At 55.8% G+C, this 24348-nt stretch carries 26 protein-coding genes; 6 read left to right on the plus strand and 20 right to left on the minus strand.

The window, feature by feature from the left end; all coding sequences use genetic code 11:
- Positions 1-23: 23 nt before the first annotated feature.
- Positions 24-446: a GNAT family N-acetyltransferase gene (locus ACQGQ5_RS05350; protein ID WP_455735525.1), complete on the minus strand. Its 423-nt coding sequence runs from the start codon at positions 444-446 to the stop codon at positions 24-26.
- A 45-nt stretch (positions 447-491) separates the two neighbouring features.
- Positions 492-668 carry a hypothetical protein gene (locus tag ACQGQ5_RS05355; protein ID WP_275714911.1) on the minus strand — a complete coding sequence of 59 codons (177 nt, stop codon included), beginning with the start codon at positions 666-668 and terminating at the stop codon, positions 492-494.
- A gap of 88 nt (positions 669-756) precedes the next feature.
- Between ACQGQ5_RS05355 and ACQGQ5_RS05360 the strand changes: the two genes are divergently transcribed.
- The gene (locus ACQGQ5_RS05360) at positions 757-957 is read left to right on the plus strand and encodes a helix-turn-helix domain-containing protein (RefSeq protein WP_455735526.1); all 201 of its coding nucleotides are present in this window, start codon (positions 757-759) and stop codon (positions 955-957) included.
- Positions 958-1045: 88 nt separating this feature from the next.
- Here ACQGQ5_RS05360 and ACQGQ5_RS05365 read toward each other — a convergent pair whose 3' ends face one another.
- The 11 genes from ACQGQ5_RS05365 to ACQGQ5_RS05415 all read right to left on the minus strand — a co-directional run bounded on the left by ACQGQ5_RS05365 (position 1046) and on the right by ACQGQ5_RS05415 (position 11441).
- The gene (locus ACQGQ5_RS05365; RefSeq protein WP_455735527.1) at positions 1046-2020 is read right to left on the minus strand and encodes a Gfo/Idh/MocA family protein; all 975 of its coding nucleotides are present in this window, start codon (positions 2018-2020) and stop codon (positions 1046-1048) included.
- A 63-nt stretch (positions 2021-2083) separates the two neighbouring features.
- Entirely contained in the window at positions 2084-3052 is a 969-nt protein-coding gene (locus ACQGQ5_RS05370; RefSeq protein WP_275714917.1) for an ABC transporter permease, read from the minus strand.
- Between the two features lie 16 nt (positions 3053-3068).
- Entirely contained in the window at positions 3069-4574 is a 1506-nt protein-coding gene (locus tag ACQGQ5_RS05375; protein ID WP_455735528.1) for a sugar ABC transporter ATP-binding protein, read from the minus strand.
- Between the two features lie 81 nt (positions 4575-4655).
- On the minus strand, positions 4656-5633 hold the full coding sequence (locus tag ACQGQ5_RS05380; protein ID WP_455735529.1) for a substrate-binding domain-containing protein: 978 nt from the start codon (positions 5631-5633) through the stop codon (positions 4656-4658).
- A gap of 64 nt (positions 5634-5697) precedes the next feature.
- A complete protein-coding gene (locus ACQGQ5_RS05385) occupies positions 5698-6549 on the minus strand; it encodes a class II fructose-bisphosphate aldolase (RefSeq protein WP_455735530.1) in 852 nt (283 codons plus the stop codon).
- Positions 6550-6560: 11 nt separating this feature from the next.
- Positions 6561-7499 carry a 1-phosphofructokinase gene (gene pfkB / locus ACQGQ5_RS05390; RefSeq protein ID WP_455735531.1) on the minus strand — a complete coding sequence of 313 codons (939 nt, stop codon included), beginning with the start codon at positions 7497-7499 and terminating at the stop codon, positions 6561-6563.
- Positions 7500-7538: 39 nt separating this feature from the next.
- The gene (gene dhaL / locus ACQGQ5_RS05395) at positions 7539-8183 is read right to left on the minus strand and encodes a dihydroxyacetone kinase subunit DhaL (RefSeq protein WP_455735532.1); all 645 of its coding nucleotides are present in this window, start codon (positions 8181-8183) and stop codon (positions 7539-7541) included.
- A gap of 32 nt (positions 8184-8215) precedes the next feature.
- On the minus strand, positions 8216-9208 hold the full coding sequence (locus ACQGQ5_RS05400) for a dihydroxyacetone kinase subunit DhaK (RefSeq protein WP_455735661.1): 993 nt from the start codon (positions 9206-9208) through the stop codon (positions 8216-8218).
- A gap of 181 nt (positions 9209-9389) precedes the next feature.
- On the minus strand, positions 9390-10250 hold the full coding sequence (locus tag ACQGQ5_RS05405) for a class II fructose-bisphosphate aldolase (protein WP_455735533.1): 861 nt from the start codon (positions 10248-10250) through the stop codon (positions 9390-9392).
- Between the two features lie 65 nt (positions 10251-10315).
- Positions 10316-11101 (minus strand): DeoR/GlpR family DNA-binding transcription regulator, encoded by a 786-nt coding sequence (locus ACQGQ5_RS05410; protein ID WP_455735534.1) that lies wholly within the window; start codon positions 11099-11101, stop codon positions 10316-10318.
- 202 nt (positions 11102-11303) lie between these two features.
- A complete protein-coding gene (locus tag ACQGQ5_RS05415) occupies positions 11304-11441 on the minus strand; it encodes a hypothetical protein (protein WP_455735535.1) in 138 nt (45 codons plus the stop codon).
- A 410-nt stretch (positions 11442-11851) separates the two neighbouring features.
- Here ACQGQ5_RS05415 and ACQGQ5_RS05420 point away from each other — a divergent pair, with 410 nt between their 5' ends.
- The 5 genes from ACQGQ5_RS05420 (at position 11852) to ACQGQ5_RS05440 (ending at position 17698) form a co-directional block, all read left to right on the plus strand.
- On the plus strand, positions 11852-13168 hold the full coding sequence (locus tag ACQGQ5_RS05420) for a putative DNA modification/repair radical SAM protein (RefSeq protein WP_455735536.1): 1317 nt from the start codon (positions 11852-11854) through the stop codon (positions 13166-13168).
- Entirely contained in the window at positions 13147-13962 is an 816-nt protein-coding gene (locus ACQGQ5_RS05425) for a TIGR03915 family putative DNA repair protein (RefSeq protein ID WP_455735537.1), read from the plus strand. Before ACQGQ5_RS05420 ends, ACQGQ5_RS05425 begins: the two co-directional genes overlap by 22 nt.
- Before the next feature lie 181 nt (positions 13963-14143).
- Positions 14144-15754 carry an efflux RND transporter periplasmic adaptor subunit gene (locus ACQGQ5_RS05430; RefSeq protein ID WP_455735538.1) on the plus strand — a complete coding sequence of 537 codons (1611 nt, stop codon included), beginning with the start codon at positions 14144-14146 and terminating at the stop codon, positions 15752-15754.
- Positions 15751-16476 carry an ABC transporter ATP-binding protein gene (locus ACQGQ5_RS05435; RefSeq protein ID WP_455735539.1) on the plus strand — a complete coding sequence of 242 codons (726 nt, stop codon included), beginning with the start codon at positions 15751-15753 and terminating at the stop codon, positions 16474-16476. The genes ACQGQ5_RS05430 and ACQGQ5_RS05435 overlap by 4 nt, the downstream gene beginning before the upstream one ends.
- Complete coding sequence (locus tag ACQGQ5_RS05440) at positions 16463-17698, plus strand: ABC transporter permease (protein ID WP_455735540.1); 1236 nt, start codon at positions 16463-16465, stop codon at positions 17696-17698. The genes ACQGQ5_RS05435 and ACQGQ5_RS05440 overlap by 14 nt, the downstream gene beginning before the upstream one ends.
- A gap of 382 nt (positions 17699-18080) precedes the next feature.
- Here the strand turns inward: ACQGQ5_RS05440 and ACQGQ5_RS05445 are convergent, their stop codons facing one another.
- The 7 genes from ACQGQ5_RS05445 to ACQGQ5_RS05475 are packed head-to-tail and all read right to left on the minus strand — an operon-like array spanning position 18081 to position 24337.
- A complete protein-coding gene (locus ACQGQ5_RS05445; protein ID WP_455735541.1) occupies positions 18081-18881 on the minus strand; it encodes an acetyl-CoA carboxylase carboxyltransferase subunit alpha in 801 nt (266 codons plus the stop codon).
- Positions 18878-19747 (minus strand): acetyl-CoA carboxylase, carboxyltransferase subunit beta, encoded by an 870-nt coding sequence (accD, locus tag ACQGQ5_RS05450; protein ID WP_455735542.1) that lies wholly within the window; start codon positions 19745-19747, stop codon positions 18878-18880. The genes ACQGQ5_RS05445 and accD overlap by 4 nt, the downstream gene beginning before the upstream one ends.
- Complete coding sequence (gene accC, locus ACQGQ5_RS05455) at positions 19741-21087, minus strand: acetyl-CoA carboxylase biotin carboxylase subunit (protein ID WP_455735543.1); 1347 nt, start codon at positions 21085-21087, stop codon at positions 19741-19743. The genes accD and accC overlap by 7 nt, the downstream gene beginning before the upstream one ends.
- Before the next feature lie 20 nt (positions 21088-21107).
- Positions 21108-21524, minus strand: a complete 417-nt coding sequence (gene fabZ, locus ACQGQ5_RS05460; protein WP_275714949.1) for a 3-hydroxyacyl-ACP dehydratase FabZ — start codon at positions 21522-21524, stop codon at positions 21108-21110.
- A gap of 9 nt (positions 21525-21533) precedes the next feature.
- The gene (accB, locus tag ACQGQ5_RS05465; RefSeq protein WP_275714951.1) at positions 21534-21962 is read right to left on the minus strand and encodes an acetyl-CoA carboxylase biotin carboxyl carrier protein; all 429 of its coding nucleotides are present in this window, start codon (positions 21960-21962) and stop codon (positions 21534-21536) included.
- A 30-nt stretch (positions 21963-21992) separates the two neighbouring features.
- Positions 21993-23228 (minus strand): beta-ketoacyl-ACP synthase II, encoded by a 1236-nt coding sequence (gene fabF / locus ACQGQ5_RS05470; RefSeq protein WP_455735544.1) that lies wholly within the window; start codon positions 23226-23228, stop codon positions 21993-21995.
- Positions 23225-24337, minus strand: coding sequence for an NAD(P)H-dependent flavin oxidoreductase (locus ACQGQ5_RS05475; protein WP_455735545.1), 1113 nt, complete (start codon positions 24335-24337; stop codon positions 23225-23227). Before ACQGQ5_RS05475 ends, fabF begins: the two co-directional genes overlap by 4 nt.
- Positions 24338-24348 lie beyond the last annotated feature (11 nt).

The raw sequence follows: 24348 nt of genomic DNA on the forward strand, positions 1-24348 counted from the left end.
ATAAATAATACCATATGTATATTTTATTTCTTTCTGAACCACTGCGACATCCCGGCGCCCACTTCGTCATTGGGGCGCTCCGAAAAGCCGAGCTGTTTATAAAAGGATTCCCTGCCCTTGGCGGCCATCAGGTTAAAGAGGATCGCCTGACCGCTCTTCAGCCGGGCGGTAAAATAATCCATCAATCCCTGTACCATCGTCTTTGCAATGCCGTTTTTCTGATAGTCCGGACGGACGATCACGTCTGAAATCAGCACGACGTACCCGCCGTCGCTGACGGCGCGGGCATGTCCGACGATTTTATCCCCGTCCACCGCACAGATGATGTACGCGGAATTGCGCAGCCCTTCCTTTGCCTGAGCGGGTTCGATCGGGTCCCACCCCACCGCCCTGCGCAGCGCGTTGTAATCCTCCACCGTAATTTCATGCCGGTATTCTATTGACACATAGCCTCATTCCCTTCATTTTTTTAACATTATAACACGGAAATGTTAATTTTTCTGCTGTTTTCCATAGCGGCAGCGATCCTCTTCGCGGAGAAAATTGACGGGTGTTTCATCCGTATGTACATAAAGCTCTTCGGTTTTTTGCTGAGCTGCCTGCAGCTGTCTGATTACCTGTGTAACATCATTAAATAGAGAACAGTACATTTTCTTATAATCCGGCATATTCTTTTCACCTCAATGTACATTATAGTCAATATTTTGAGTATAGTCAATACTTTAAGTATGTTACTCTACTGTTGAGGTGATAGTAATGATCAGTTATCAACCATTTTACAGAACCCTGTTTCAAAAAAGCATGACGGAATATCAACTGATTTTCAAATATGGCTTTTCCTCCAACATCCTGCACAGAATGAAGCATGGAAAAGCCATTACCATGAAAACGCTTGACACGCTGTGTTTTATTTTAAACTGTGAAGTCTCCGATATCATCGAACACAGAAAGGAATAGAACGCAAAGCGGGGACCGTCCCGGCCGATTGCCGGAACAGTCCCCGCCTGAGAAAGAGGGGTTTTATTAAAAGAAAAAGCTTCGGAACTTAATTTTGAATTTGTTTTAAGGCTTCCTCTATGACCTCCGCATTGCCCAGAGAATCCCCGAAAGAGATCAGCCCGGGTTCCTGCCCCAGCACCGCCCTGCCGAACTGCTCGATTTCGAGCCGGTAGTTGTCCGGGCAGTCTATGGTGAGCTCTTCGGTTTTCCCCTCCGAAGTCAAAAGGATTTTCCCCTCGCCCTCGGTATTGAACTCGGTCGGCACGGTCAGCGACCCTTTATCGCCGATGACCAGATACCGGTGGGAACGGAAAATCGTCAGGCTGCAGTAAGAAACGGCGCGGATGCCGCCGGGGAATTCCATCATGATGCAGCTTTCCGTATCCACCGCGTGCTTTTCGGAAATTTTCCCAAACGCGCTGACCCGGACGGGCTCGGCGCCCGCAAGGTAACGGATCAGGTTCAGGTTGTAGCAGCCGACGTCGTAGGTCGCGCCGCCGCGCAGCGCTGCGGACAGACGGACGTCCGCCTCGTTCTCCAGATTGTAGCCGTAACAGGACTCGATATATTTTACCGTACCCAAAGCGCCCGATTCCACAATGCTTTTCGCCTTTTGGGTCAGGGGGCTTTGCCGGTAAGCGAACGCCTCCATCAGGAGCACGCCGTTTTCGTCACACGCCGCCTTCATCCGCCTGACCTCTTCGACGGACACGCCGAGAGGCTTTTCGCAGAGGACATTCTTTTTCTTCTCCGCGGCGCGCAGCACCCATTCGCAGTGCAGCCCGTTCGGAAGGGGAATATAAACTGCGTCCACATCGGGGTCGTCCAGCAGCGCCTCGTAGCTTTCATAGGTCTTTTGCGGGTGGAACTTTTCCGCGAACCGTTTCAGCTTCTCGCTGCTTCCCCTGCTGGAAAGTGCCCGCAGGACCGCGTTTTCCGCATGCAGCATTCCCGGGAGCACTTTCCGTTGTGCGATTCCCGCACAGCCGAGGACTCCCCATCGAACCGTTTTTTCCACCATTGAAGCAGCCGTCCTTTCCGGTTTCCGCATGAACTTCAGCGGAGCGCAGGGGCCCCGTCTGTTTTACAGGTCTTTTTTATTCTGATCGAAGATCACCGCGATCAGGATGATCGCGCCCATGGCAATGGTCTGCCAGTAGGAGGAAACGCCCAGAAGGCTGAGCGCGTTGTTGATGATCCCGATGACGCACAGGCCGAGGACGGTCTGGCTGATGCCGCCGCGCCCGCCGCTCATGCTGGTTCCGCCCATGGCGACCGCCGCGATCGCGTTCAGCTCGTAACCGTTGGCCGCCGCGGGCTGGCCCGCCTGCAGCCGGGAGGAGAGCACCGCGCCGGCAAGGGCAGCCAGAACGGCGCAGATGATGTATACGTAAAATTTGACCCGTTTTACATTGATGCCGCTCAGCTGGGAAACGTCCTCGCTGCTGCCTACGGCGAAGACATAGCGGCCGAAGCAGGTCCGGCGCAGGACCAGAAAAGCGACCGCGAGAATGATAATCATGATGATGACCATGACCGGGATCGGCCCGATATAGCCGAGACCGAGCCACGCGTAAGCGTCCGGAAGTCCGAATACCGGCTTCGCGTTGGTATAGACGTAGGCAAGGCCCCTCGCGATGCTCATCATAGCCAGCGTGGCCACAAAGGGAGGCACGCGCAGCTTCGCGATGTTAAACGCCGTGATCGTGCCGCAGACGCCGCCGACCACGAGGGAGGTTCCGAAAATCACCAGCAGGCTCATCGGGATTCCGGCGTTCGGCACAAGCTGGATCAGGGAAGTGGACACGATGCCGGAAAGCGCCGCGACCGAGCCGACGGAAAGGTCGATGCCGCCGGTCAGGATGACAAAGGTCATGCCCGTCGCGATCAGCGCGTTGATGGTGATCTGCATCAGTACGTTAATCAGGTTGCCCACTTCGGAGAAGCGCGGCACAAAGATCAGGGAAACAAGAAACAGCGCCGCCAAAAAGAGCACCATGGTGTAATCCTGGGTAATATGCCTGAGCTTTTTCATAGCAATTTCATTTTTCATTTTTATGCCTCCCGGCTCAGCCAGCGTTCAGGCTGGCAAGCTTCATGATATCTTTTTCGGCGACATCGGTATTGTCGAGCGTGCCCGAAACGCGTCCCTCGCGCATGATCATGATGCGGGTGGAAACGCCGATGACCTCCGGCATTTCGGACGATACCATGATGATGCTCCCGCCGTTTTCGACAAATTCCTTCATCAGGGCGTAGATTTCGGCTTTCGCGTTGACGTCGATGCCCCTGGTGGGCTCATCCATGATCAGGATTTTCGATTTCGCAACCAGCCATTTGGCAATAACCACCTTTTGCTGGTTTCCGCCGGAAAGGTTCTTGGTCCGCGCGTTTTCGTCCGGGGTTTTGGTGTGGAGCCGCTGAATGTAGTCGCGGGCCACGTCCGTTTCCCATTTCCGGTCGATCACCCCGCGGTTGGAGTTTGCGTAAAGGCTGGCGAGCGAAGTGTTTTCCTTCACGGATTTCTGCAGCAGCAGGCCCTGGCCTCTTCTGTCCTCGGGAATCAGCCCGATTCCCGCCTTGATCGCCTCGCGCGGGGATTCAAAGCGGACCTCTTTCCCGAAAACAGAGCATTTTCCGCCGTCCAGCTTATCCGCCCCGAAAATCGCGCGCATCACTTCGGTTCTGCCCGCGCCGATCAGCCCGGCGACGCCCAGGATCTCGCCCTTCCTGAGCTCGAAGGACACGTCCTCAAATACGCCGCTGCGCGTCAGATGCTCGGCCTTCAGCACGATTTCGTCCTTGACCGCGTCCTTTTCCGGCCGGTAGTAAAACTGGGTCATCTGCCGCCCGACCATCAGGGTAATCATGTCGTCCTCCGAAATTTCAGACAACAGGGCCGTCCTGATCAGCTGCCCGTCGCGCAGGATGCTGATGCGGTCGCCGATGGCCGTAATTTCTTTCAGTCTGTGCGATATATAAATAACCGCGACATTGTTTGTCTTCAATTTATTGATGACAGTGAACAGCGCGTCCACCTCTTTGTTGGAAAGAGAGGAGGTCGGTTCGTCCATGATGACCAGCGAGCTGTCCTGCGAGACCGCCCTGGCGATTTCCACCATCTGCCTGTCGGCGTTGTTCAGGCGGCGTATCATAGCCTTTGCGTTGATCCGGACTCCGATGGAATCCAAAATCTCCTGTGTTTTCTGGTTCATGGTCTTTTTGTCGATCAGATTGGTTCCCCTGAGCTTCGGCTCGCGCCCAAGAAATATGTTTTCCGCCACGGTCAAATCGGGAATTACGCTCAATTCCTGATGGATTACGCTGATCCCGTGCGCCAGCCCCTCTCGGGTGTTCATAAAGCGCACCTCTTCACCATTGACTTTCAGGCTTCCGCTGTCGGTCTGGTACACTCCGGAGATGATCTTGATCAGCGTGGATTTCCCGGCTCCGTTCTCGCCCAAAAGAACATGGACTTCGCCCGGATAAAAATCTACCGAAATATCGGACAGCGCTTTCACCCCGGGAAAGGACTTATTGATATTGGACAACTCTACAATCGGTTTCCGCCCCATTTGTATGCTTCCTTTCCATACAAAATGAAATGGCGGGGACAGGCAATGGCTCACCCATCCCCGCAAAATAATCAGGTAGACTTATTTGGCGTTGGACTGATCGATGATATACGGAGGAATCGCGATCAGTTTTTCTACGGTCTTGCCGTTTATGGTGTCGACAGCGGCCTGAATCGTGGTTGCGCCGATTTTTTCGGGATCCTGCGCAACGTCCGCCACCCAAAGGCTGTCCGGCTTCTTGATTTCAGCTACGCCCTCAGGGTTGCCGTCGAAGCCGATGATTTTAACCTGCTTGTTGGCGGATTTTATGGCGGAAAGCGCGCCCATCGCGGCCGGGTCTCCGACACAAAAGACTACGTCCAGATTGTCGTGCTTTTGCAGCATGTTTTGCATTGCGTCAGCGGCCTTCGCCTGATCTCCGGAATAGTTTTGAATATCGATCACCTTAATGTCCGGCGCATTTTTCTGCAGCCACTCTGTAAACCCTTTTTCGCGCTGGATACAGGCTTCTACTTCCGAATAGGTGATCACTGCCGCATTTCCTTTTTTATCCTTCAATACGTTGTTTGCCAGATATTCGGCAGCCAGCTCGCCGCCCTTTTTATTGTCCGTGGCAACGTGGCAGACGGTGTTTCCGTCAGATTCAATGTCCATTGTCAGCACCGGGATGTTTGCTTTTTCCGCAAGCTCAACCATGGATTTGCTGCCGGCGGAGTTGGTGGGGCAGAGGATGATCGCGTCGACCTTCTGCGTGATGAAGTCCTGAACCTGGCTGAGCTGTTTGCTGGCGTCCTGATTGGCGTCCTGAACAACGAGCTTTACGCCGAGTTCTTTTGCCTTGCTGTTTAACGCTGTTTCAATGTTGTTGTAGAAAACGTGCTCTCTGGTCAGAAGGCTGACGCCAATGGTGAGCTCTTTTTTGGCACCGTCCGCCGCGGAAGCGGGCGTGCTCGCGGCTTCGCTGCTGGCGGCGGTACCCGGGCCGGCACAGGCCGCAAGAGTGGAAATAAGGGTCGCTGCTGCCAAAACGATACTTAATAATTTGCCAAACCTTTTCATTTTTAATCCTCCTAAAATTTTATGAAAATGGATTTACTCCAAATTCGTCTGTTCCAAATATTTTTCAGGCTCTGTTGTCGCACCCGCACACCTGGATTTTGTGCCTTACGACCTCCCCGACCTGTTTTTTGCCCAGCTTCATAAACACCTTCGGGTCGTAGACGGCTTCGTCCCCGAGGGCCTCGCGCACCCCTTTGGTCAGGGCGGCGCGCAGCTCCGTCGCGAAATTCACCTTGCAGACGCCCAGCCCGACCGCGCGGCGGACCGCTTCGTCCGGCACGCCGGAGGCGCCGTGGAGCACGATCGGAATATTGACGAGCCCGACGATTTTTTCCAGGCGGCCGAAATCGAGCTTCGGCTCTCCCCGATAGAAGCCGTGCGCGGTGCCGACGGCGACCGCCAGCGAACGGACGCCCGTCCTTTCGGCGAAATCCTTCGCCTGCTGCGGATCGGTGTAGATATCCTCCCCGGCTTTTACCTCGTGGGTATCCTCCTTGCCGCCGACCCTGCCGAGCTCGCCCTCCACGTCGATGTTCTTTTTTGCCGCGAGGTCGACGACCGCTTTGGTAACGGCGATATTTTCCTCATAGGGAAGCTTGGAGCCGTCGATCATGACGGAGGTATAGCCGGAATCCATCGCCGCGGCGCACCGCTCATAGCTGTCGCCGTGGTCAAGATGCACGGCCACCGGCATATCCGTCTTTGCCGCTTCGACCGCGACCATCGCGCGCAGCATGTTGAAACCCGCGTAATTCACTGTTCCCGGCGTCGTCTGTATGATGACGGGACTCCTCATTTCGTCGGCCGTCCGAATGACGGTCTGAACCATTTCCATGTTTTCGATATTGAACGCGGCAACCGCGTAGCCGCCGCGCCTTGCGTCCAGCAAAAGCTCCCGGGTTGTTACTAACGGCATATCAAAATCTCCTATCTTATCCCAATTTCTTCGGTATGAATCAGCGGAAGCATTTTTTGGAAGCTTTCCAGCGTACACATCTGGGTACCCTCCAGCGTCAGGGAACCGTGCGCCACAGCCACGCCGTAACGGAGCATCTCCGCGCAGGAAAGACCGCGCACAATCGCGCAGCACATGCCGGCCACCAGAGAATCCCCGGCGCCCTGCACTCCCTTTACAGGAATATCCGCCCCCGCGCAGAAGTAAGCTTTGTCTTGGGTAATCAGCATCGCGCCGCCCTTGCCCATGGATACGCAGACTATGGCGACGCCCTGTCCGATGATTTTCCGGGCAACGCGGATGACGTCTTCCTTTGACGAAAGCTTTTCGCCGAAAGCTTCCTCAAGCTCGTCCTTGTTGGGCTTAATCAGGTACGGGCCGGCTTTGATCCCTTCCAGAAGCAGCTCGCCGTAGGCGTCGATCACGGTTTTCACGCCGTATTCCCTCGCCTTGTCCGTCAGGGTTTTATAGATATCCTTGGAAACACCCGGCGGCACGCTGCCGTCCAGCACAAGCAGCGAGGTTCTGGGAAGATATTCCTCCACTTTCTTCACAAGGTCCGCGACGCAGTCCCCGTTTACGAAATTGCCGCTTTCGTTCAACTCGCTCATCACACTGGCTTTTCTGTCAAAGATCTTGATATTGGTGCGGAGCTGCCCTTTTACATTTAAAAAATCGCTGCTGATTTTTTCGCTGTTTAAAAAATCCGTCAGAAGCGATCCGCCGTCCATATAATTAAAGCCCAGGCAGCGGGTTTCTTCCCCTATATTGTTCAGCGCGATGCTGACGTTGATTCCCTTGCCGGAAACATCGCACCGGAAATTTTCCACATGATTGGTTCCCCCGTAGGTAAAGCCGTCAACGGTTACGGTTCTGTCGACGCACGGGTTCAGCGTAAGTGTGGTTATCATTCTTTGTACCCCATCCTGTTAAAATGGTAATTGTGATGTTTATCTATGCTCTGAAGCCCAGTCCGACATTGCCTGAAAAATGATCCACACAGAAGTCGCCCCGGCGTCCTGAAGGCCGATCGCCCTGGTTCCATAGGATTTTGCGCGGCCGAACCGGGCCACGCATTCCCGGGTGTATTCCATCCCCTTTTTCGCGCCGGCCGCGCACAGGGCAAGCCCTTCTTCCAGGGAAACGGCCTTTGCCGCGCCTTCCTCCAGCCCGGCGACCGCCGGTTCGAACGCGTCCACCATGGTTTTGTCGCCGACCCGCGCCCTGCCCCTTTTCTTCAGCGCTTCCAGCGCCTGGCGGAAAATTCCGGCCAGCAGCGCCAGGTCGGCCCGCTCATGGGATTCCTTTCCGGCGACACCGCTGATAAACATCGTGCCGAAGAGCACGCCGGAAGCGCCGCCCATCGTATCCAGAAGGGTCATGCCCACTTCCTGAAAAACATCTTCCACGGTGGAAAATTCTCTTTCCCCCAACGCCTTTTCCACCGCTTTAAAACCGAGTGCCATGCCAAATCCGTGATCACCATCACCCAGCTTTGAATCGATTTCAGTCAGGAGTTGTTCGCTGTCCACAATTTTGTGTGCAACAAAAAGAAACATATCCCTCGTCTGCCGTATGTTTATGGTGTCCTTCATTTCCCTGTCTCCTCCGATTGATTTTATACGACTCAGTATCCCGGCCCGCGTTTTTTGAAGAACGGCGAATAGGCGGGCGCGTCGTAATACGGTTTCAGCTCCTCGTCCAGCTTCAGGATCGAAATGGAAAACCCGCCGGTCCCCTGCGGGCAAAAAAGATTATCAATAAAAAGATCGTGCAGAATAATATTTTTCTCGCGGAGACTTTCGCTGATCCTGCGGTTTACGATACACAGCTCCAGAAAGCTTGTAAAACCGAACCCGTTCACCATGACGGCGATCTCGTCCCCGCCGGAAATCCCGCTGTCGTCCAGCAGGTATTTCAGCATGGTATCCGCGATTTCGTCCGCGGGCTTCAGCTCCGTGCGCAAAACGCCCGGTTCTCCGTTAAAGCCCATGCCGTATTCGATAAAGCCGTCCGGCATTTCAAACATTTTATTTCCGTTTGGAAAATACCCCGGAGAAGTCGTCACGCTGAACGTGAACGTGTTTTGGTTCGCCTTCTGAATGACCCGTACCGCGTCGTCCAGCTGCAGCCCGGCGCCGCACGCCGCGCCGGCGACCTTCATCACCAGCGCAACCCCCGCCACGCCGCGCCGTTCGCTCTGCTGCTCCCGCGGGGCGCTGGTGATATCGTCCGCGACGAACACACAGCGCGTGCGGATGCCGTCCATTTCGGCAAGCTCGCCGACCAGCTCGAAATTCAGCACGTCGCCCGCATGATTCGTACAGACATAAATAACCCCTTGTTCGTGATATACGGCCTTGGTCAGATTTAAAATTGTCCGTGACGGCGGAGCGGTATAAAGGTTCCCTATCGCCGCACCGTCAGCCAGTCCTTCGCCCACATAGCCGATGACCCACGGCTCAAGTCCTGACCCGCCCCCCGTTACAATGGATACTTTTTCCTTCTTCTGCCTCACCGTCACACCGTTGTACTCCGGCATGGCCTGAATGATCTGGGGACAAGCAGCGACATATCCATCGATCATTTCACGGATCATGTTCTCAGGTTTATTGATCATTTTGTTCAAAAGTCATTATCCTTTCACTGCCCGACAATTCTCTTTTTTCAAAGGCAAATCTTTTTGGGAAATATGAACTCTTATTATAACCAAAAGTTTTCATAAATAGCCGGGGAAAGATTTGTTTTGAGTATTCAGCGGAGCTTTTCAGATAGAAAGCGGGTATCATAAGGAATTGTTTTTAATCCAACCCCGCGAAAACCTTCATGGCCTTTTTCACATTTTCTTTCATCGCGTCAATTCCCCATCTGGCTATATCGTGATAATAAATAATTTCTCCCTGATTTTCCTTTATCTTTTCTGCAACGGCCTCTCCCCCGGCTTTTGCCATATAGGTGTAGTAGTTCACTTTGCGTATCCCATTTTGAATCGCCCTTTTGTAATCCGCGTCACTCACTCCGGAGCCGCCGTGCATGACAAGAGGCACGTCCGCCTTGGCTCTGACTCTCTCGAGGACGCCCATGTCAAGCTGCGGTTTTTTCAAATAAATTCCGTGGACTGTTCCAAAAGAACACGCCAGAGCGTCAATTCCTGTTTCCCGGACAAAACGCCCGGCGTCGTCCGGGTTCGTATAAACCGGTGTCGGACCCCCATTTTTTTCAGTATGGTCAGTCCCCATTTCATCCTTTCCCAAAACGCCGATTTCACCTTCAACCGACGCGCCCGTTTTGCGTGCCATTTCAACAGCGATACAGGTGTTGGCGACATTTCTTTCATAACTCAGCATGGAGCCGTCATACATAATGGAGGTGAAGCCCATTTGAAGAGCTTCCTGCAAATAGCTCAGCGTCACGCCATGATCGAGATGGACGCATACCGGTATTTTTGCCCTGTTCGCCATTCCGAGCATAACGGGCCCTATAACGGATAAAGGGGTAAACTGTTCATGAATTTCCGCATGCATGAGAATAACCGGAGTCCCTAATTCTTCCGCGGCGCCAATCACCGCCATAACACTTTCCAGGCTCGGCGTATTGAACGAGCCGATCGCACATTTTTCCGCTTCCGCAATCTTTAATACTTCTTTTAAAGTTACTAACATTATCAAGTCTTCTTTCCCGTTTTTTTCTTTCTAACCACGATCACGCTGATTCTGTTTTCTTACGCTCATTCTCCTTTCTCCTCCGGTTCGACAAGCACGAGGTCCACTCCCGTACCCTCGATTTTATTTCTTAATTGTTGTGAAATCTGATTGTCGGTAATCAGGGTGGTAATACTTTTTATCGGGCATACCTTCGCCATGGACGTATGACCGAATTTTGTGGAATCAGAGATCAGTATGGTTTCGCGCGCGGCCCTGAGCACGCACTGCTTGATCTGCGCTTCATACAGGCTTGCGGTTGTGATCCCTGTTTCAACCGTAATGCTGTTGCATCCGATAAAAGCTTTGTCGATGCACAAGCTGTTGATTGTATTTTCTGCAAACCCGCCCACGCAGGACATTACTTTGTGGCGCACGCTTCCCCCGACAAATACGATTTCGATATCGTCGGCGTCCAGAAGCTCAAACGCGATGTTCAGCGCGTTGGTAATCACCACAATCCCGCGCTTGCCGCCGTTTTTAATCAGCTTGACAAGCTCCAGCGTGGTGGAGCCGGCGTCGATAAAAACGGTGTCCGTGGGGTCGATGCACTCATAGGCTTTTTTTGCGATCGCCCGTTTTTCGCCCGTGTTCTTCTTCTCTTTTTCTTTTTCTTCAAATTCACGAATGGTGGAGATGTTGACCGCGCCCCCGCGGGTACGTCTTAAAAGGCCCTGCCCGTCCAGCTCATTCAGGATCTTGCGTACGGTCACCTCGGAGGTTTCCAGCGCCCGGCTCAGCTCCGGTACGGTTACGACCGGTTTTTCTTGCAGCATGGAAAGGATCAGGTTCTTTTTTTCTACAGTAAGCATAATGCTCTCCCTTTCGTTGTGTTTTAATATTATATCATTAACTTTCAAAAGTCAATAGATTTTATTAAAAAATAAATTTATGAAACTTTTTGTCTTTTTTCTTCAAAACCCGTCCGATTTTGCCTGATTTTCTTATAATATCTGCATTCATTATATAATATATAGGAATATTAGTCAAAGAATTCCCTTCCATACAGGATTTTTATTTTTTCTTCTGTGTAAATATCCGCTCTTCAAGGTCAAAAACAGGGCCGATAGCTTTCGAAACATTACGGTTAAGAGCACTCATTTTTCCAGCTTGCAAAAACTGAAATTGGGTTTGAAAAGCTTCGCCGCTCAAAAATTTTTTCTCCCTGTCTTTACAAGAACATATGTTCTGTGTTATGATGGAGCAAAGTCCTGGAAGGAAGCCGAACCCCTGCTTTCCTCCGTAAGGGAAGCGGCGCGCCGAAGGGAGTTTCGGAGCATCAGACTTCGATTGAACATAAGCCGACTGGAAGCATCGCCGTAGGCGCATCCCGGACCGGCAGGTCCAAAATCCCCCTGCACCCCCAGGTATCCCCAAAGTGTCTCTGTGAGATACGATACCACTGTGCTTTTCATTGACGAAGGGATACGGACGGGGTTTGCCTCCCTCCGTGAGGGAGGCGTCGTGCCCGGCGCATCGGAAGGAGTTTCCCTGCTTCATGAACACATCGCCGCAAGTAGGCGCCGAAAGAAACGGACCCCATCATAGAGGAGCTGAAAGACATGGACGTCTTCGATAAACTGAAAATTCTGACCGACGCGGCAAAGTACGACGTGGCCTGCACCTCCAGCGGCGTGGACAAAAAGGCTTCGCGCGGCGGGATCGGGAACGCCACCGCCTGCGGCATCTGCCACAGCTTCGCCGCGGACGGGCGGTGCATCTCCCTTTTAAAGGTGCTGATGACCAACGCCTGCACCTACGACTGCCAGTACTGCGTGAACCGCCGCTCCAACGATACGCCCCGCGCCTCCTTTACCCCGCGCGAGCTGGCGGAGCTGACCATCGGCTTTTACCGCCGCAATTATATAGAAGGGCTTTTCCTCAGCTCGGGCATTCAGCGGAACCCGGACTACACCTGTGAGCAGATGATCGAGGCGCTGCGGATCCTGCGGGAGGAGTACCGGTTCTCGGGATACATTCACGCAAAGGCCATCCCCGGCGCGGACAGCGCGCTGATTTCCCGTCTGGGGATGCTGGCCGACCGCATGAGCGTCAACATCGAGCTGCCGTCCCAGAGCAGCCTGAAGCTGCTGGCCCCGGACAAATCGAAGCATTCCATTCTGGCACCCATGGGATATATTCAGAACCGGATTCAGGAAAACACCACCGACCTTGTCCGGTACCGGCACGCCCCCAGATTCGCCCCCGCCGGACAGAGCACGCAGATGATCGTGGGCGCCACGCCGGAGACGGATTTTCAGATTCTGAACCTGACCGAGGGCCTTTATAAAAAATACAGGCTGAAACGCGTTTTCTTTTCCGCTTATATGCCCGTTTCCGACAGCGCCCTGCTGCCCCCCACGGACACAAAGCCCCCGCTTCTGCGGGAGCACCGCCTGTACCAGGCGGACTGGCTTTTGCGGTTCTACGGTTTTTCCGCCAATGAAATCCTGGACGCCGGCCACCAGAGCTTTAACCCTTATATCGACCCGAAATGCAACTGGGCGCTCAATCATATGGAGCGTTTCCCCATGGAAATCAACCGCGCCCCGTACTCGGAGCTGCTGCGCGTGCCGGGAATCGGCGTGACCGGCGCCAAACGCATCGTCACCGCCCGGCGTACCGGGCCGCTGGATTTCGACGGGCTGAAAAAGCTGGGCGTCGTGCTGAAACGGGCGCAGTACTTCATTACCTGCGGCGGAAAAATTGCGGACGGGCTGAAGATTACGCAGGACGCCGCGCTGCGCTCGCTGATGTCCGACACCGCGCTTGGCCTGTACCAGCAGGGCGCGGGCTTTGAGCCGGAGCAGCTTTCCCTGTTCGAACAGCCGCGCCTGACACAGGAGGATATACGAAAATGCCTGACCGCCCAAATCTGATTTACTGCTACGACGGAAGCTTTGACGGGCTTTTATGCTGCGTCTTTGAGAGTTACGAAAAACGTGAAATCCCCGCGGACATTTTTTCGCCCGACACGGAGCAGACCGTTCTGCTGCCGCAAAGGGAAATCGTGACCGATCCCGTAAAATCGGCCCGGGTGCTGGCTTCCATCCCTCAAAAAATGGGAAACGACGCGCTGGACTTCGTGCGCCATGCCTATCTGACGTGCCTGCCACGGAAAGAACTTTCCATCCTGCTGTTTCTCCGCATGGGCTTTTCCTATGGTCCCCGGGTGATGAATATGCTGGCGGACGACGTGGTAAACACGCTCTTGAAAGCGGTCAAACACCTGACCAACGAAGCGCACCTGCTGAAGGGCTTCCTTCGCTTTTCCGTCTTTAACGGCGCGCTGGCCGCCGAGATCGAACCCAAAAACCTCGTGCTGCCCCTTTTGGCCCCACATTTCCGGGAACGATACCCGGAGGAGCGCTTTCTGATTTACGACCGCACGCACGCCATGGCGCTGATCTATCAGCCCTACCGCTCCAAAATCATTTCCGCGGACGATTTCCAGATGCCCGAACCGGACGAGGAGGAACGTTCCTTCCGGGAACTCTGGCGTCTTTTCTACCGCACCATCGAGGTGCGGGGCCGCCACAACCCGAAGTGCCGGATGAGCCATATGCCAAAGCGCTACTGGAGCTGCATGACGGAATTCTCCGCGGAGAGAAGCACCGGAAAAAAGCAGGAGCTGCCCGGGGGGCAGAAGCTTCTGGACGGCCCCCGCCTGTAATTGTTCACAGAATACACCATTTCTTTTCACAATTATTTAACCTCTTTTCCACGGAATTCCTATAGTCTTAATATTGACATTTTTGCCCCTTGGTTGTATGATTGTATTAATTAAATAGTACATAATGGATAGAACTGTCAACGTTCTTTTTGTTCCACAAACGAAGGAGTGACTTACCACTGTGAAGAAAAAGAGGAAAAAGATCATTCTGATCGCCGTCGCTGTGATTGTTGTCGCCGCGGTTGCGGTCAACGCTTTTCTGCCAAAAAGTTCCACGGTACCAACGGTGCAGTGCACCCCCCTGAGCAAAACCGAGCTGCGCAACACCGTCGGTACGACCGGAGTGGTGGAAAGCACCGACTCCGTAAAAGTATATACGGATCTGAACTATTCCGTCAAAACGCTGCCCGTGGAGGTCGGCGACCGCGTCGCCGCCGGCGACGTGCTCTGCAGGCTGGATTCCAGGGACCTGGAAGATACCATCGCGCAAAAGCAGGCCGTTTTGAGCAGCAGCGCGAAGCTGGCTTATCAGAAAATACAGGCGAGCCAGAAAAAATACAACGATGCTTCCGGCACTCTGAACGCGGGGCTGAACGCGCAGATCAACGCCGCGCAGGACAAAGTGGACGCCGCCAGGCGCGATCTGGAAAACGCACAGCAGAAACAAAGCGACGCGGAAAAGCATATTCAGGAAAACCTGAACACGTCTTTGCTTTCCGCCAAGCAGGCGCAGAGCAGCGCCAAGCTTCAGCTTGACAACGCAACAAAAACATATAACAACTATAAAAAAGAATATAAGGACGACATGGACGGCGTCTATGAATATGAATATCAGCTGTCTCAGTACAGAAACGCCATGGAATCCGCCCAGCTTTCCTACGATAACGCGCAGAAAAACCTGAACGCCGTGGCGGCCGCCGCGGACGAGGAGCGCGGCCAGTACGCCAAATCGACCGCGGCGGCGCAGGCCGTGTATGACAGCGCGGTCAAGTCGCTCACGGCGACGCAGACCTCCGTCAATCAGGACCTGAAAACCGCGCAGGACGACATTGTTACCTCGAAGCTTTCCGCCGACGACACGGCGTCGGTAAAAGAGCTGCAGGCGCTGCAGACCAAGCTTGACAAGTGCACGGTCACCGCTCCGGCTTCCGGCACGGTCACCGCCGTTTACGCGGTACAGAACGCTCCCGCAGGCGGCCTGCTGTTTGTAATAGAGGACACCGGCGCGCTGAAAATGACCGTGAAAATCAAGGAGTACGACATCACCAGCGTAAAAGAAGGCATGAAGGTAGCCGTAAAGGCCGACGCGATCGCCGAGCAGGAATTTGAGGGCGTGCTCGAAAGGATTTCCCCCGCTTCCGTCAAGGGAGCCGACGGCAAAGCCGCCAGCAGCAACGACGCCGAATTTGAGGCCGACGTTCTGATCACCTCAAAGGATACCCCCCTGAGAATCGGCATGAACGGAAGCGCGGACATCATTCTGGAACAGAAGAAGGACGTTTTCGCGGTGCCGTATGACGCGGTATCCGCCGACGCCTCCGGAAAGAGCGTCGTCTACGCCGCCGTGCCGCAGAAGGACGGCACCTTTCAGGTGCAGGCCGTCACCGTCACAACGGGAATCGAGACGGACGCACAGGAGGAGATTTCCGGGGACGGGCTGAAGGAAGGCATGCAGATCATTTCCGAAGGAAAAGGGATGAAACCGGGTGAAACCGTCAAGCCGACCGGCGCGGCGGAACAAACCGAATCCAGCGTCGGACTCGGACTCAGAGCGGCGGGTATGAGGCCATGAATACTGTCATCGATATGCACGATATCGTCAAAACCTTTTACATAGGGACGCCCAACGAGCTGGAAATCCTGCACGGCATCAGCCTGAATATTTACGAAGGGCAGTTTATCTCCATTGTGGGCGCGTCCGGCTCGGGCAAATCCACCCTGATGAATATCATCGGCGCGCTGGACCGGCCGACCGCCGGCGACTACGTCCTGGACGGCGTGCCGATCAGCAGGATGAGCAGCAACGAGCTTTCGCAAATCCGCAACAAGAAAATCGGGTTTGTTTTTCAGACCTTCAACCTGATCCCGCGTTCCACCGCGCTGGGCAACGTGGAGCTTCCCATGCTTTACGCGGGGATGCCGGGCAGAAAAAGAGCCGACCATGCGATGGAGCTTTTAAGAATGGTGGAGATGGAAGACCGCGCAAAGCATATGCCCAACGAGCTTTCCGGCGGACAGAAGCAGCGGATCGCCATTGCCCGCGCCATGGCGAACGACCCCTCGATCATCCTCGCGGACGAGCCGACCGGCGCGCTGGACAGCACCACGGGCCGCCTGGTCATGGACCTGTTCCACAAGCTCCACCGGGAGCAGGGGAAGACGATCGTCCTGATTACCCACAACAACGAGCTGGCGATGGAAACCGAACGGATCATCACGATCCACGACGGCAGAATCCAGAGCGATAAAGACAACCAGCCTGTTTTTCAGGAGGAAAATCATGAATCTGCTTGAAAATATTTCTCTTGCCATTAACGGGCTGATCTCCAATAAAATGCGCGCCCTGCTCACCATGCTGGGCATTATCATCGGCATCGGCTCCGTCATCGCCATCACCTCCGTAGGCAACGCGATGACCACCTCCGTCAACGACGCGCTTGCAAATTTCGGCATTACCAATATTTCGGTTTATCTCTCCAGCAAGGAAGGCGGCGGAGGCGGCTCCGCCATGACGAAAGACGATTATATTGCAACCGATATGATCGCGAAATACCAAAAGAAATACGCCGACAAGATCACCGCAATCGGATTGAGCGCAAGCGCGGGGACCGGCAAAATCAAGAACGGCCACAAAACGTCCAACGTTTCCCTTTCCGGAGTCAATGAAGGCTCGATGCTGGTCGACAACATCACCGTGATCCGCGGCCGGTTTATCGCCGAAAAAGACGAGCAGCGCGTCAGCAAGGTCGCCGTGATCTCCGAGCGGCTGGCTGCGGAGCTGTACGGCTCGGCCGATAACCCGATCGGCAAGCAGATCCGCATGGAGACCAATTACGGATATAAGACCTACACGGTCGTTGGGGTTTATCAGGAAGCTTCCTCTTCCATGTTTATGCGGCAGGACACGCGTACCACCTTTTACATTCCGGTAACGGCCGCAAAGGAGCTGACCGGCGACGACGACGGATATCAGAGCCTGACGGTCATGGCCGCGCGCGGAATCGATTATACCCAGTTCGCCGACGATACGCAGAATTTCTTCAACACTTTTTATACCAAAAATAAATTCTTTCAATGCTTTGCTATGAGCCTGGAATCCCAAATTTCCGAAATGAATTCGATGATGGGCACCCTGACCCTTGCCATTTCCATTATCGCGGCCATTTCGCTGCTGGTCGGCGGCATCGGGGTCATGAACATCATGTTGGTGTCCGTCACGGAGCGCACAAGGGAAATCGGCGTGCGCAAGGCGCTCGGCGCGCCGGACAGCGCCATCCGCACCCAGTTTATCGTGGAGTCCATGATTATCTGCCTGATCGGGGGTATTTTCGGAATCATTCTGGGCGCCGGCCTGGGCTACGCGGGCGGGCTGCTGCTGAAGCAGGCAGCCTATCCCACCCTCTCTTCCATTGCGGTCGCCGTGGGCTTCTCCATGGTCATCGGCATTTTCTTCGGCTACTACCCCGCGAACAAGGCCGCAAAGCTCGACCCGATCGAAGCCCTGCGGTACGAATAATCCTATCGGCATAAAAACGCGTCCTGACCAGGCTTTCAAAGCCCATCAGGACGCGTTTTTACTTTGTCTAAGCGGTTCAAGTTCTCTGGGTGCGTTTTTATTCGACTTCCTCAAAGAAGGAGACAAAAGAAGCCGAACCAGGCTTTCGTATCGCCGTCAATGAAACCCATGCAAGTTTCGTATTTTATAAAGGCACTTGGGGATACCTGGGGGTGCAGGGGGATTTTATGGAACCCTCCCGCCGGGAATTAAAAATCCCCCTGCGCGTACTTTGCCTACTTTCGTACAAGAACCGAAAGTAGGGGCCTGCCCGGCCTGAGGGCAGAGCTGACGGTCCGCAGACAGTGACACGTTGAATCGAACGTAGGTATTATCCAGCCGTTTAACGGACCAGCAAGGTCCCTGCGGGTCCGGAGCCGATGCCGCGAAAGCGCTCGTAGCGTTTCCGGATCAGCTCCTGTGGGTCAAGCTTTTTGTTTCTTGCAAACGTTTCCCACAGGCCCTGTTTGATTTCCAGATAGGTCCTGTGGAAATTCCTGCCGCTTTCCCCGACGACGCGCTCGATCACCTTCAGCTCCAGAAGGTCCTGCGCGGTGAGCTTCAGGCATTCGGACGCCTCTTTCACCCTGGAGGAATCCTTCCACAGGATGCTGGCGCACCCCTCGGGGGAAATGACGGAGTAGACGGCGTTTTCCAGCATCCAGACCTCGTCGGCAACGGCGAGCGCGAGCGCCCCGCCGCTTCCGCCCTCACCGATCAGCACGGAGACGACCGGGACCCTCAGCGTCATCATTTCCATCAGGTTTTCGGCAATCGCCTGCCCCTGCCCGCGTTCCTCCGCGGCAATGCCGCAGAACGCGCCGGAGGTGTCCACAAAGCACACCACGGGGCGGCCGAATTTTTCCGCGAGCTTCATCTGGCGCAAAGCCTTGCGGTATCCCTCCGGATGGGCGGAACCGAAATTGCGGAAAACCTTTTCTTTGGTATCGTGTCCCCGTTCCAGAGCCACCACCGTCACCGGCATGGTGTTCAGTCGGGCGATGCCCGCCACGACGGCCCTGTCGTCGCCGAAACGGCGGTCGCCGTGCAGCTCGACAAAGTCCTCAAAGATATTGGCGATAAAATCCGTCCCCGTCGGCCTGCCCTTGGCCCGGGCGGCGGCCACCTTGTCGTAAGCGCTCATCCGCATTCCCTCCCCGTGTGCAGGGAAAGGAGCCTGGCGATCTGCTTTCTCTGGTTCTTCCGTTCGACGATCGCGTCGACAAAGCCTTTTTCCAGCAGAAATTCCGCCCGCTGAAAGCCCGGGGGCAGCTTCTGGCGGATGGTCTGCTCAATCACGCGCGGCCCGGCAAAGCCGATCAGCGCGTTCGGCTCGGCAAGGATGATGTCGGCCTCCATGGCAAAGCTGGCGGTCACGCCGCCGGTGGTCGGGTCGGTCAGAACGGCGATGTACAGGTTCCCGGCGTCGCTGTGCAGCTTGACGGCCCCGCTGGTTTTGGCCATCTGCATCAGCGATAGGATGCCTTCCTGCATTCTGGCCCCGCCGGAAACGGTGCAGCCGACGACCGGCAGGGAATGATCGCGGGCGTACTCGAAAATCCGCGTGATTTTCTCGCCTACCACCGTACCCATGCTGCCCATCATAAAGCGGGGCTCCATGACGAACAGCGCGCAGCCGTTTCCGCCGATCCGGGCGGTGCCGCAGACGACGGCCTCCTTTTCGGCGCTTTCCAGCCTTGCGTGCTTGATTTTTTCCGGGTAGCCGGGAAAATCGATCGGATTTTTGGAAAGTATGCCGCCGTAAAGCTCCTCGAAGGTATTCTCATCCGTCAGCATACTGATGCGCTGGCGGGCGTTCATACGGAAATGATACCCGCATTTCGGGCAGACATTGCTGTTTTCATTCAGCGCGCCCGTAAAAAGCGTCTGTTTGCACGAGGGGCACAACACGCACATTTCTCCCGGAACATCCGGCGAAACTGTTTTAAAATGCTTGTTGTAATTTTCAAGCTCGTTTTTCGGCTTGCGGAAAAATTCTTTTTTCAGCACGGAACGTTCCCCCGTTTCTCGATCAAATCGGTATAATAATCGCCGGCGATAAACTCGCTGTCGCCCAGGATATCCATCTGCTGCTCCGCGTTGTGCTCCACGCCCTCGATCACCAGCTCGCACAGGGCCGCCTGCATTTTGCGGATGGCCTCCTCGCGCGTTTTGGCGTGCACGATCAGCTTGCCGATCATGGAGTCGTAAAACGGCGGGACGGTATAGTCCTGATACAGGGCCGTGTCAAAACGGACCCACGGTCCGCCCGGAATATGCAGAAAGGAGATGGTGCCGCAGCTGGGACGGAATCCGTCACGCGGATTTTCCGCGTTGATGCGGCACTCGATCGCGGTGCCTTCGATCTTGATATCCTCCTGTTTAAAGGAAAGAGGAACGCCCGACGCGATCCGGATCTGCCACTTCACAAGGTCGATCCCGGTCACCATCTCCGTTACGGGATGCTCCACCTGAAGTCTGGTATTCATTTCCATAAAATAGAAATTCCCGGTTTTATCCATCAAAAACTCGATGGTACCGGCGTTGACGTATTTGACCGCCCGGGCCGCTTTTACCGCCGCCGCCATCATTTTTTGGCGCGTTTCCGCGCCGACGGCGGGGGAGGGGCTTTCCTCCAGCAGCTTCTGGCGTTTGCGCTGGACGGAGCATTCCCGCTCGCCCAGGCAGACGACGTTCCCGTAGCCGTCGCATAAAATCTGCATTTCAATATGCTTTACCGGGAACAGATATTTTTCCATGTAGACCGCGCCGTCGCCGAACGCGCTCTGCGCTTCCGCGGAAGCCGCGGCAAAGGCGTTTTTCAGCTCCCTGGCGCCGTTGACCGTGCGGATTCCCCGGCCGCCGCCGCCCGCGCGGGCCTTGACCAGAAGGGGATACCCGATTTTGTCGGCTTCCCGCTGAATCAAAGCGGGGTCGTCAAGAAGGTCGCAGCCCGGCACAACGGGGACCCCGGCCGCGCGCATCGTTTTGCGCGCCGCGTCCTTGTCGCCCATTTTGCGGATGAGGTCGGCGGTCGGCCCGATGAACGCGATGCCGCATTTTTCACAGAGCGACGCGAAGTCCGCGTTTTCGGACAGCAGCCCGTAACCGGGGTGGATGGCCTGCGCGCCCGTTACCACGGCGGCGGAGAGGATGGCGCTCATATTCAGATAGCTGTCCTTCGCCTGCGCGGGGCCGATGCAGATGCTTTCGTCCGCAAGGCTGACGTGCAGGGAGTCCCTGTCCGCCTCCGAAAAAACCGCTACGCTCGAAATCCCCATCTCCTTACAGGCGCGGATGATGCGGACGGCGATTTCGCCGCGGTTGGCAATCAATATTTTAGAAAACAAGCTTCAGCCTTCCTTTCCTGTCAGCCGCCGACCAGCGCGAAGGAAAGCTCGCCGGAAACCGCCAGCTGCTCACCCACGTAGCCTTTGGCGCTTGCAAAGCAGAAAGGGCCTCTTTCCTTTGTCAGGCTGCACTCGACCGTGAGCGTATCCCCCGGCAGGACCGTGTGCTTGAAGCGCACCTTATCCAGTCCCGTATAATACGGCGTACGGCCGTTGATTTTATCCCCGATCAGGATGCAGCATGCCTGCGCCATGATTTCGCACAGGATCACGCCGGGGACGACGGGGTTTCCGGGAAAATGCCCCTTTAAAAACCATTCGTCCCCCCTGACGGTATAACTTCCCTGCGCCGTTGTTTCCCCGGTTTTTTCCACCCGGTCAACCAGCAGCATGGGTTCCCGGTGGGGAATCATTTTCATGATTTCTTCTCTGTTCATAAAAACCTCCTACCTGATCCGGAACAGTACCTGCGCGTACTCCACGACCTGGCCGCTGGCCGCGCAGATTTCGGTGATTTCCCCGTCGCACTCCGCGCTGATTTCGTTGAGCAGCTTCATGGCTTCGATGATACAGAGCGTGTCGCCCTTTTTCACGCGGCTGCCGACCTGTACGTACGGCTCCGAATCGGGGGAAGCGGAGGCGTAAAACACGCCGACGATCGGCGATTTCACTTCCACGCCGCCGCATTCCTTTGCGGGGGCGGGCGCCGCCTCAGCCGCGATCTGCGGCGGAGCGGCGGTTGGAACGGGGAGAGCCCCGGCGCTGGCGGGTTTCCGCTCCAGCCGGAGGGAGGCCCCGTCCTGCGTGATATCGACCAAAGTCAGCCCGTTTTCGCGCATGGTCTCCGCGATTTCCTTGATTTGCTGAATATCCAAACCAAAACCAGTCCTTTCCACATTCAGGTCCTATTCGCCGCGGTATTTTCGCAGGGCGATACAGGCGTTGTGACCGCCGAAGCCCAGCGAAACGGAAAGCGCGGCGCTGACGTCCTTCTCCCTCGCGGCGTTCGGCACATAGTCAAGGTCGCAGTCCTCGTCCTTTTCGCGGTAGCCGACGGTCGGGGGGATCAGCCCGTTTTTGAGCGCGAGCACGGAGGCGATCGCCTCGACCGCGCCCGCCGCGCCGAGCATGTGGCCGGTCATGGACTTGGTGGAGCTGATGCAGACACGGTACGCCCTGTCGCCCAGCGCCTTTTTGATCGCAACGGTTTCGGATTTATCGTTCAGGGGAGTCCCCGTACCGTGCGCGTTGATATAGATTTCCGTCTCCTCCTGCAGCCCGGCCTCCTCCATGGCGAGGGAAATCGCTCTTGCGCCGCCGACGGCCTCCGGGTGGGGAGCCGTAATATGGTGCGCGTCGCAGGTGTTGCCGTAGCCGCTGACTTCCGCGTAAATCTTCGCGCCGCGGGCCTTCGCGTGCTCATATTCCTCCAGCACCAGAATTCCCGCGCCCTCGCCCATGACAAAACCGTCGCGGCGCTTGTCGAACGGGATGGAGGATTCCTCAGGGATATTTTTGGCGGAGAGCGCCATGCAGTTGGTAAAGCCCGCGATGGCGAGCGGGTTGACGGTCGCTTCCGCGCCGCCCGCAAGGATGACGTCCGCGTACCCGAAACGGATGGAACGGAACGCTTCGCCCACCGCGTTGGTGGAGGTCGCGCAGGCGGTCACGACCGGAAGGCTGGGACCCTGCGCGTTGTATTTGATCGCGATATTGCCCGACGCCATATTGGAAATCATCATCGGGACAAAGAGGGGGGAAACCTTCCTCGGCCCGCCCTTCAGCAGCTTATCGCACTCGTTGATGAAGGTGCTCATGCCGCCGATTCCGGAACCGACGTAAACGCCGAACCGCTCGGGTTCGACCTTGCCGAGGATTCCGCTGTCCTCCACCGCCTGCGCGGCTGCGGCAACGGCATACTGCGCGAACAGGTCCGTTTTGCGGATTTCGCCCTTTTCCATATAGTCATGCGGGTCAAAGTCCTTGACCTCCGCCGCGATTTTCACTTTATAATCGGCTGTATCGAATTTCGTGATAAAATCGATTCCGCTCCGGCCGCCGGCCAGACTGTCCCAGAACGATTCCACGGTATTTCCGACGGGCGAAATCACGCCCATCCCGGTAACAACCACTCTTCTCATATTGAATCCTCTCTTACTGCGGCAAGCGCGCCGTCTTTACTCTGCCGGTACTCCTCTGAAAGAGTCTCAAACAGCTTTTTGACCGATACGATCTCCTTCACCTTATAACCGTTCGCCCCGATAAACGCAAAGCCGTTTTCCATCCTGCCCCTGCCGGCGTTGATCAGCGCCATGGAGATGCAGTAGGGGCTTTCCTTCTGCTTGCAGGTAATAATGCAGTGGAACGGGCAGCCGGCAGGGTGCTTCTCCCCCTGTGCGGCCTGCTGAAGGAACCCGTTCACAATGGCGCGCCCGGGCATGCCCACGGGGCTTTGGATAATGCCGATATCCTCTTTTTTACAGGCAACATAGGCGTTTTTAAAGGCGATGTCCGCGTCGCATTCGTCGGTGGCCACAAAGCGGGTCGCCATCTGCACCGCGGAAGCGCCCAGATCGAAAAAGCGCCGGATATCCGCGCCGCTGAAAATCCCGCCCGCGGCGATCACGGGGATTTTGCGCCCCGCCTGCTCCTCGAGCGGACGGACCGCCTCAATGACCTGCGGCACCAGCTTTTCCAGCCGGTACCCGGGGTCGTCGATCTGTTCCTTATGAAAGCCCAGATGCCCGCCGGCCATGGGCCCTTCGACGACAAACGCGTCGGGGGTGTAATCATATTTTTCCTTCCACCATTTCGCGATCGTCCTGACCGCGCGGGCGGAGGAAATGATCGGCACCAGCTTGGTTTTACAACCCTTTTCGACAAACGAGGGCAGGTTCAGTGGCAGGCCCGCGCCCGCGAAAATAACGTCGATGCCCTCTTCCACGGAGGTTTTCACCATTTCGCCGAAGTCGCTCAGTGCAACCATCACGTTGACGCCCAGCACGCCCTTGGTCTTTGCGCGCGCCCGGCGGATTTCCTCCCGGAGCGCGGCAATGTTGTCCCGCGCTCCGGGGCCGGCCTGACGCATCATGCCGATGACCGCGGCGGAAAGCACGCCGATTCCGCCCTCGTTCGCCACGGCGGAGGCAAGCCCGGAAAGGGAAATCCCGATCCCCATGCCCCCCTGCACGACGGGGGTAGGGGCCACAAGGTCGCCGATGACGAGCGGTTCCTGATCAAAATAAGCCATTGTATCCTCGA

The sequence above is a fragment of the Caproiciproducens sp. genome, from assembly GCF_053840905.1.

What these genes read in the sequence shown, in the direction of transcription:
- ACQGQ5_RS05355 (WP_275714911.1), bottom strand. Translation starts at nt 668, where the DNA reads ATGCCGGATTATAAGAAAATGTACTGTTCTCTATTTAATGATGTTACA.
- ACQGQ5_RS05360 (WP_455735526.1), top strand. Translation starts at nt 757, where the DNA reads ATGATCAGTTATCAACCATTTTACAGAACCCTGTTTCAAAAAAGCATG.
- ACQGQ5_RS05365 (WP_455735527.1), bottom strand. Translation starts at nt 2,020, where the DNA reads ATGGTGGAAAAAACGGTTCGATGGGGAGTCCTCGGCTGTGCGGGAATC.
- ACQGQ5_RS05370 (WP_275714917.1), bottom strand. Translation starts at nt 3,052, where the DNA reads ATGAAAAATGAAATTGCTATGAAAAAGCTCAGGCATATTACCCAGGAT.
- ACQGQ5_RS05375 (WP_455735528.1), bottom strand. Translation starts at nt 4,574, where the DNA reads ATGGGGCGGAAACCGATTGTAGAGTTGTCCAATATCAATAAGTCCTTT.
- ACQGQ5_RS05380 (WP_455735529.1), bottom strand. Translation starts at nt 5,633, where the DNA reads ATGAAAAGGTTTGGCAAATTATTAAGTATCGTTTTGGCAGCAGCGACC.
- ACQGQ5_RS05385 (WP_455735530.1), bottom strand. Translation starts at nt 6,549, where the DNA reads ATGCCGTTAGTAACAACCCGGGAGCTTTTGCTGGACGCAAGGCGCGGC.
- pfkB (WP_455735531.1), bottom strand. Translation starts at nt 7,499, where the DNA reads ATGATAACCACACTTACGCTGAACCCGTGCGTCGACAGAACCGTAACC.
- dhaL (WP_455735532.1), bottom strand. Translation starts at nt 8,183, where the DNA reads ATGAAGGACACCATAAACATACGGCAGACGAGGGATATGTTTCTTTTT.
- ACQGQ5_RS05400 (WP_455735661.1), bottom strand. Translation starts at nt 9,208, where the DNA reads ATGATCAATAAACCTGAGAACATGATCCGTGAAATGATCGATGGATAT.
- ACQGQ5_RS05405 (WP_455735533.1), bottom strand. Translation starts at nt 10,250, where the DNA reads ATGTTAGTAACTTTAAAAGAAGTATTAAAGATTGCGGAAGCGGAAAAA.
- ACQGQ5_RS05410 (WP_455735534.1), bottom strand. Translation starts at nt 11,101, where the DNA reads ATGCTTACTGTAGAAAAAAAGAACCTGATCCTTTCCATGCTGCAAGAA.
- ACQGQ5_RS05420 (WP_455735536.1), top strand. Translation starts at nt 11,852, where the DNA reads ATGGACGTCTTCGATAAACTGAAAATTCTGACCGACGCGGCAAAGTAC.
- ACQGQ5_RS05425 (WP_455735537.1), top strand. Translation starts at nt 13,147, where the DNA reads ATGCCTGACCGCCCAAATCTGATTTACTGCTACGACGGAAGCTTTGAC.
- ACQGQ5_RS05435 (WP_455735539.1), top strand. Translation starts at nt 15,751, where the DNA reads ATGAATACTGTCATCGATATGCACGATATCGTCAAAACCTTTTACATA.
- ACQGQ5_RS05440 (WP_455735540.1), top strand. Translation starts at nt 16,463, where the DNA reads ATGAATCTGCTTGAAAATATTTCTCTTGCCATTAACGGGCTGATCTCC.
- ACQGQ5_RS05445 (WP_455735541.1), bottom strand. Translation starts at nt 18,881, where the DNA reads ATGAGCGCTTACGACAAGGTGGCCGCCGCCCGGGCCAAGGGCAGGCCG.
- fabZ (WP_275714949.1), bottom strand. Translation starts at nt 21,524, where the DNA reads ATGAACAGAGAAGAAATCATGAAAATGATTCCCCACCGGGAACCCATG.
- fabF (WP_455735544.1), bottom strand. Translation starts at nt 23,228, where the DNA reads ATGAGAAGAGTGGTTGTTACCGGGATGGGCGTGATTTCGCCCGTCGGA.
- ACQGQ5_RS05475 (WP_455735545.1), bottom strand. Translation starts at nt 24,337, where the DNA reads ATGGCTTATTTTGATCAGGAACCGCTCGTCATCGGCGACCTTGTGGCC.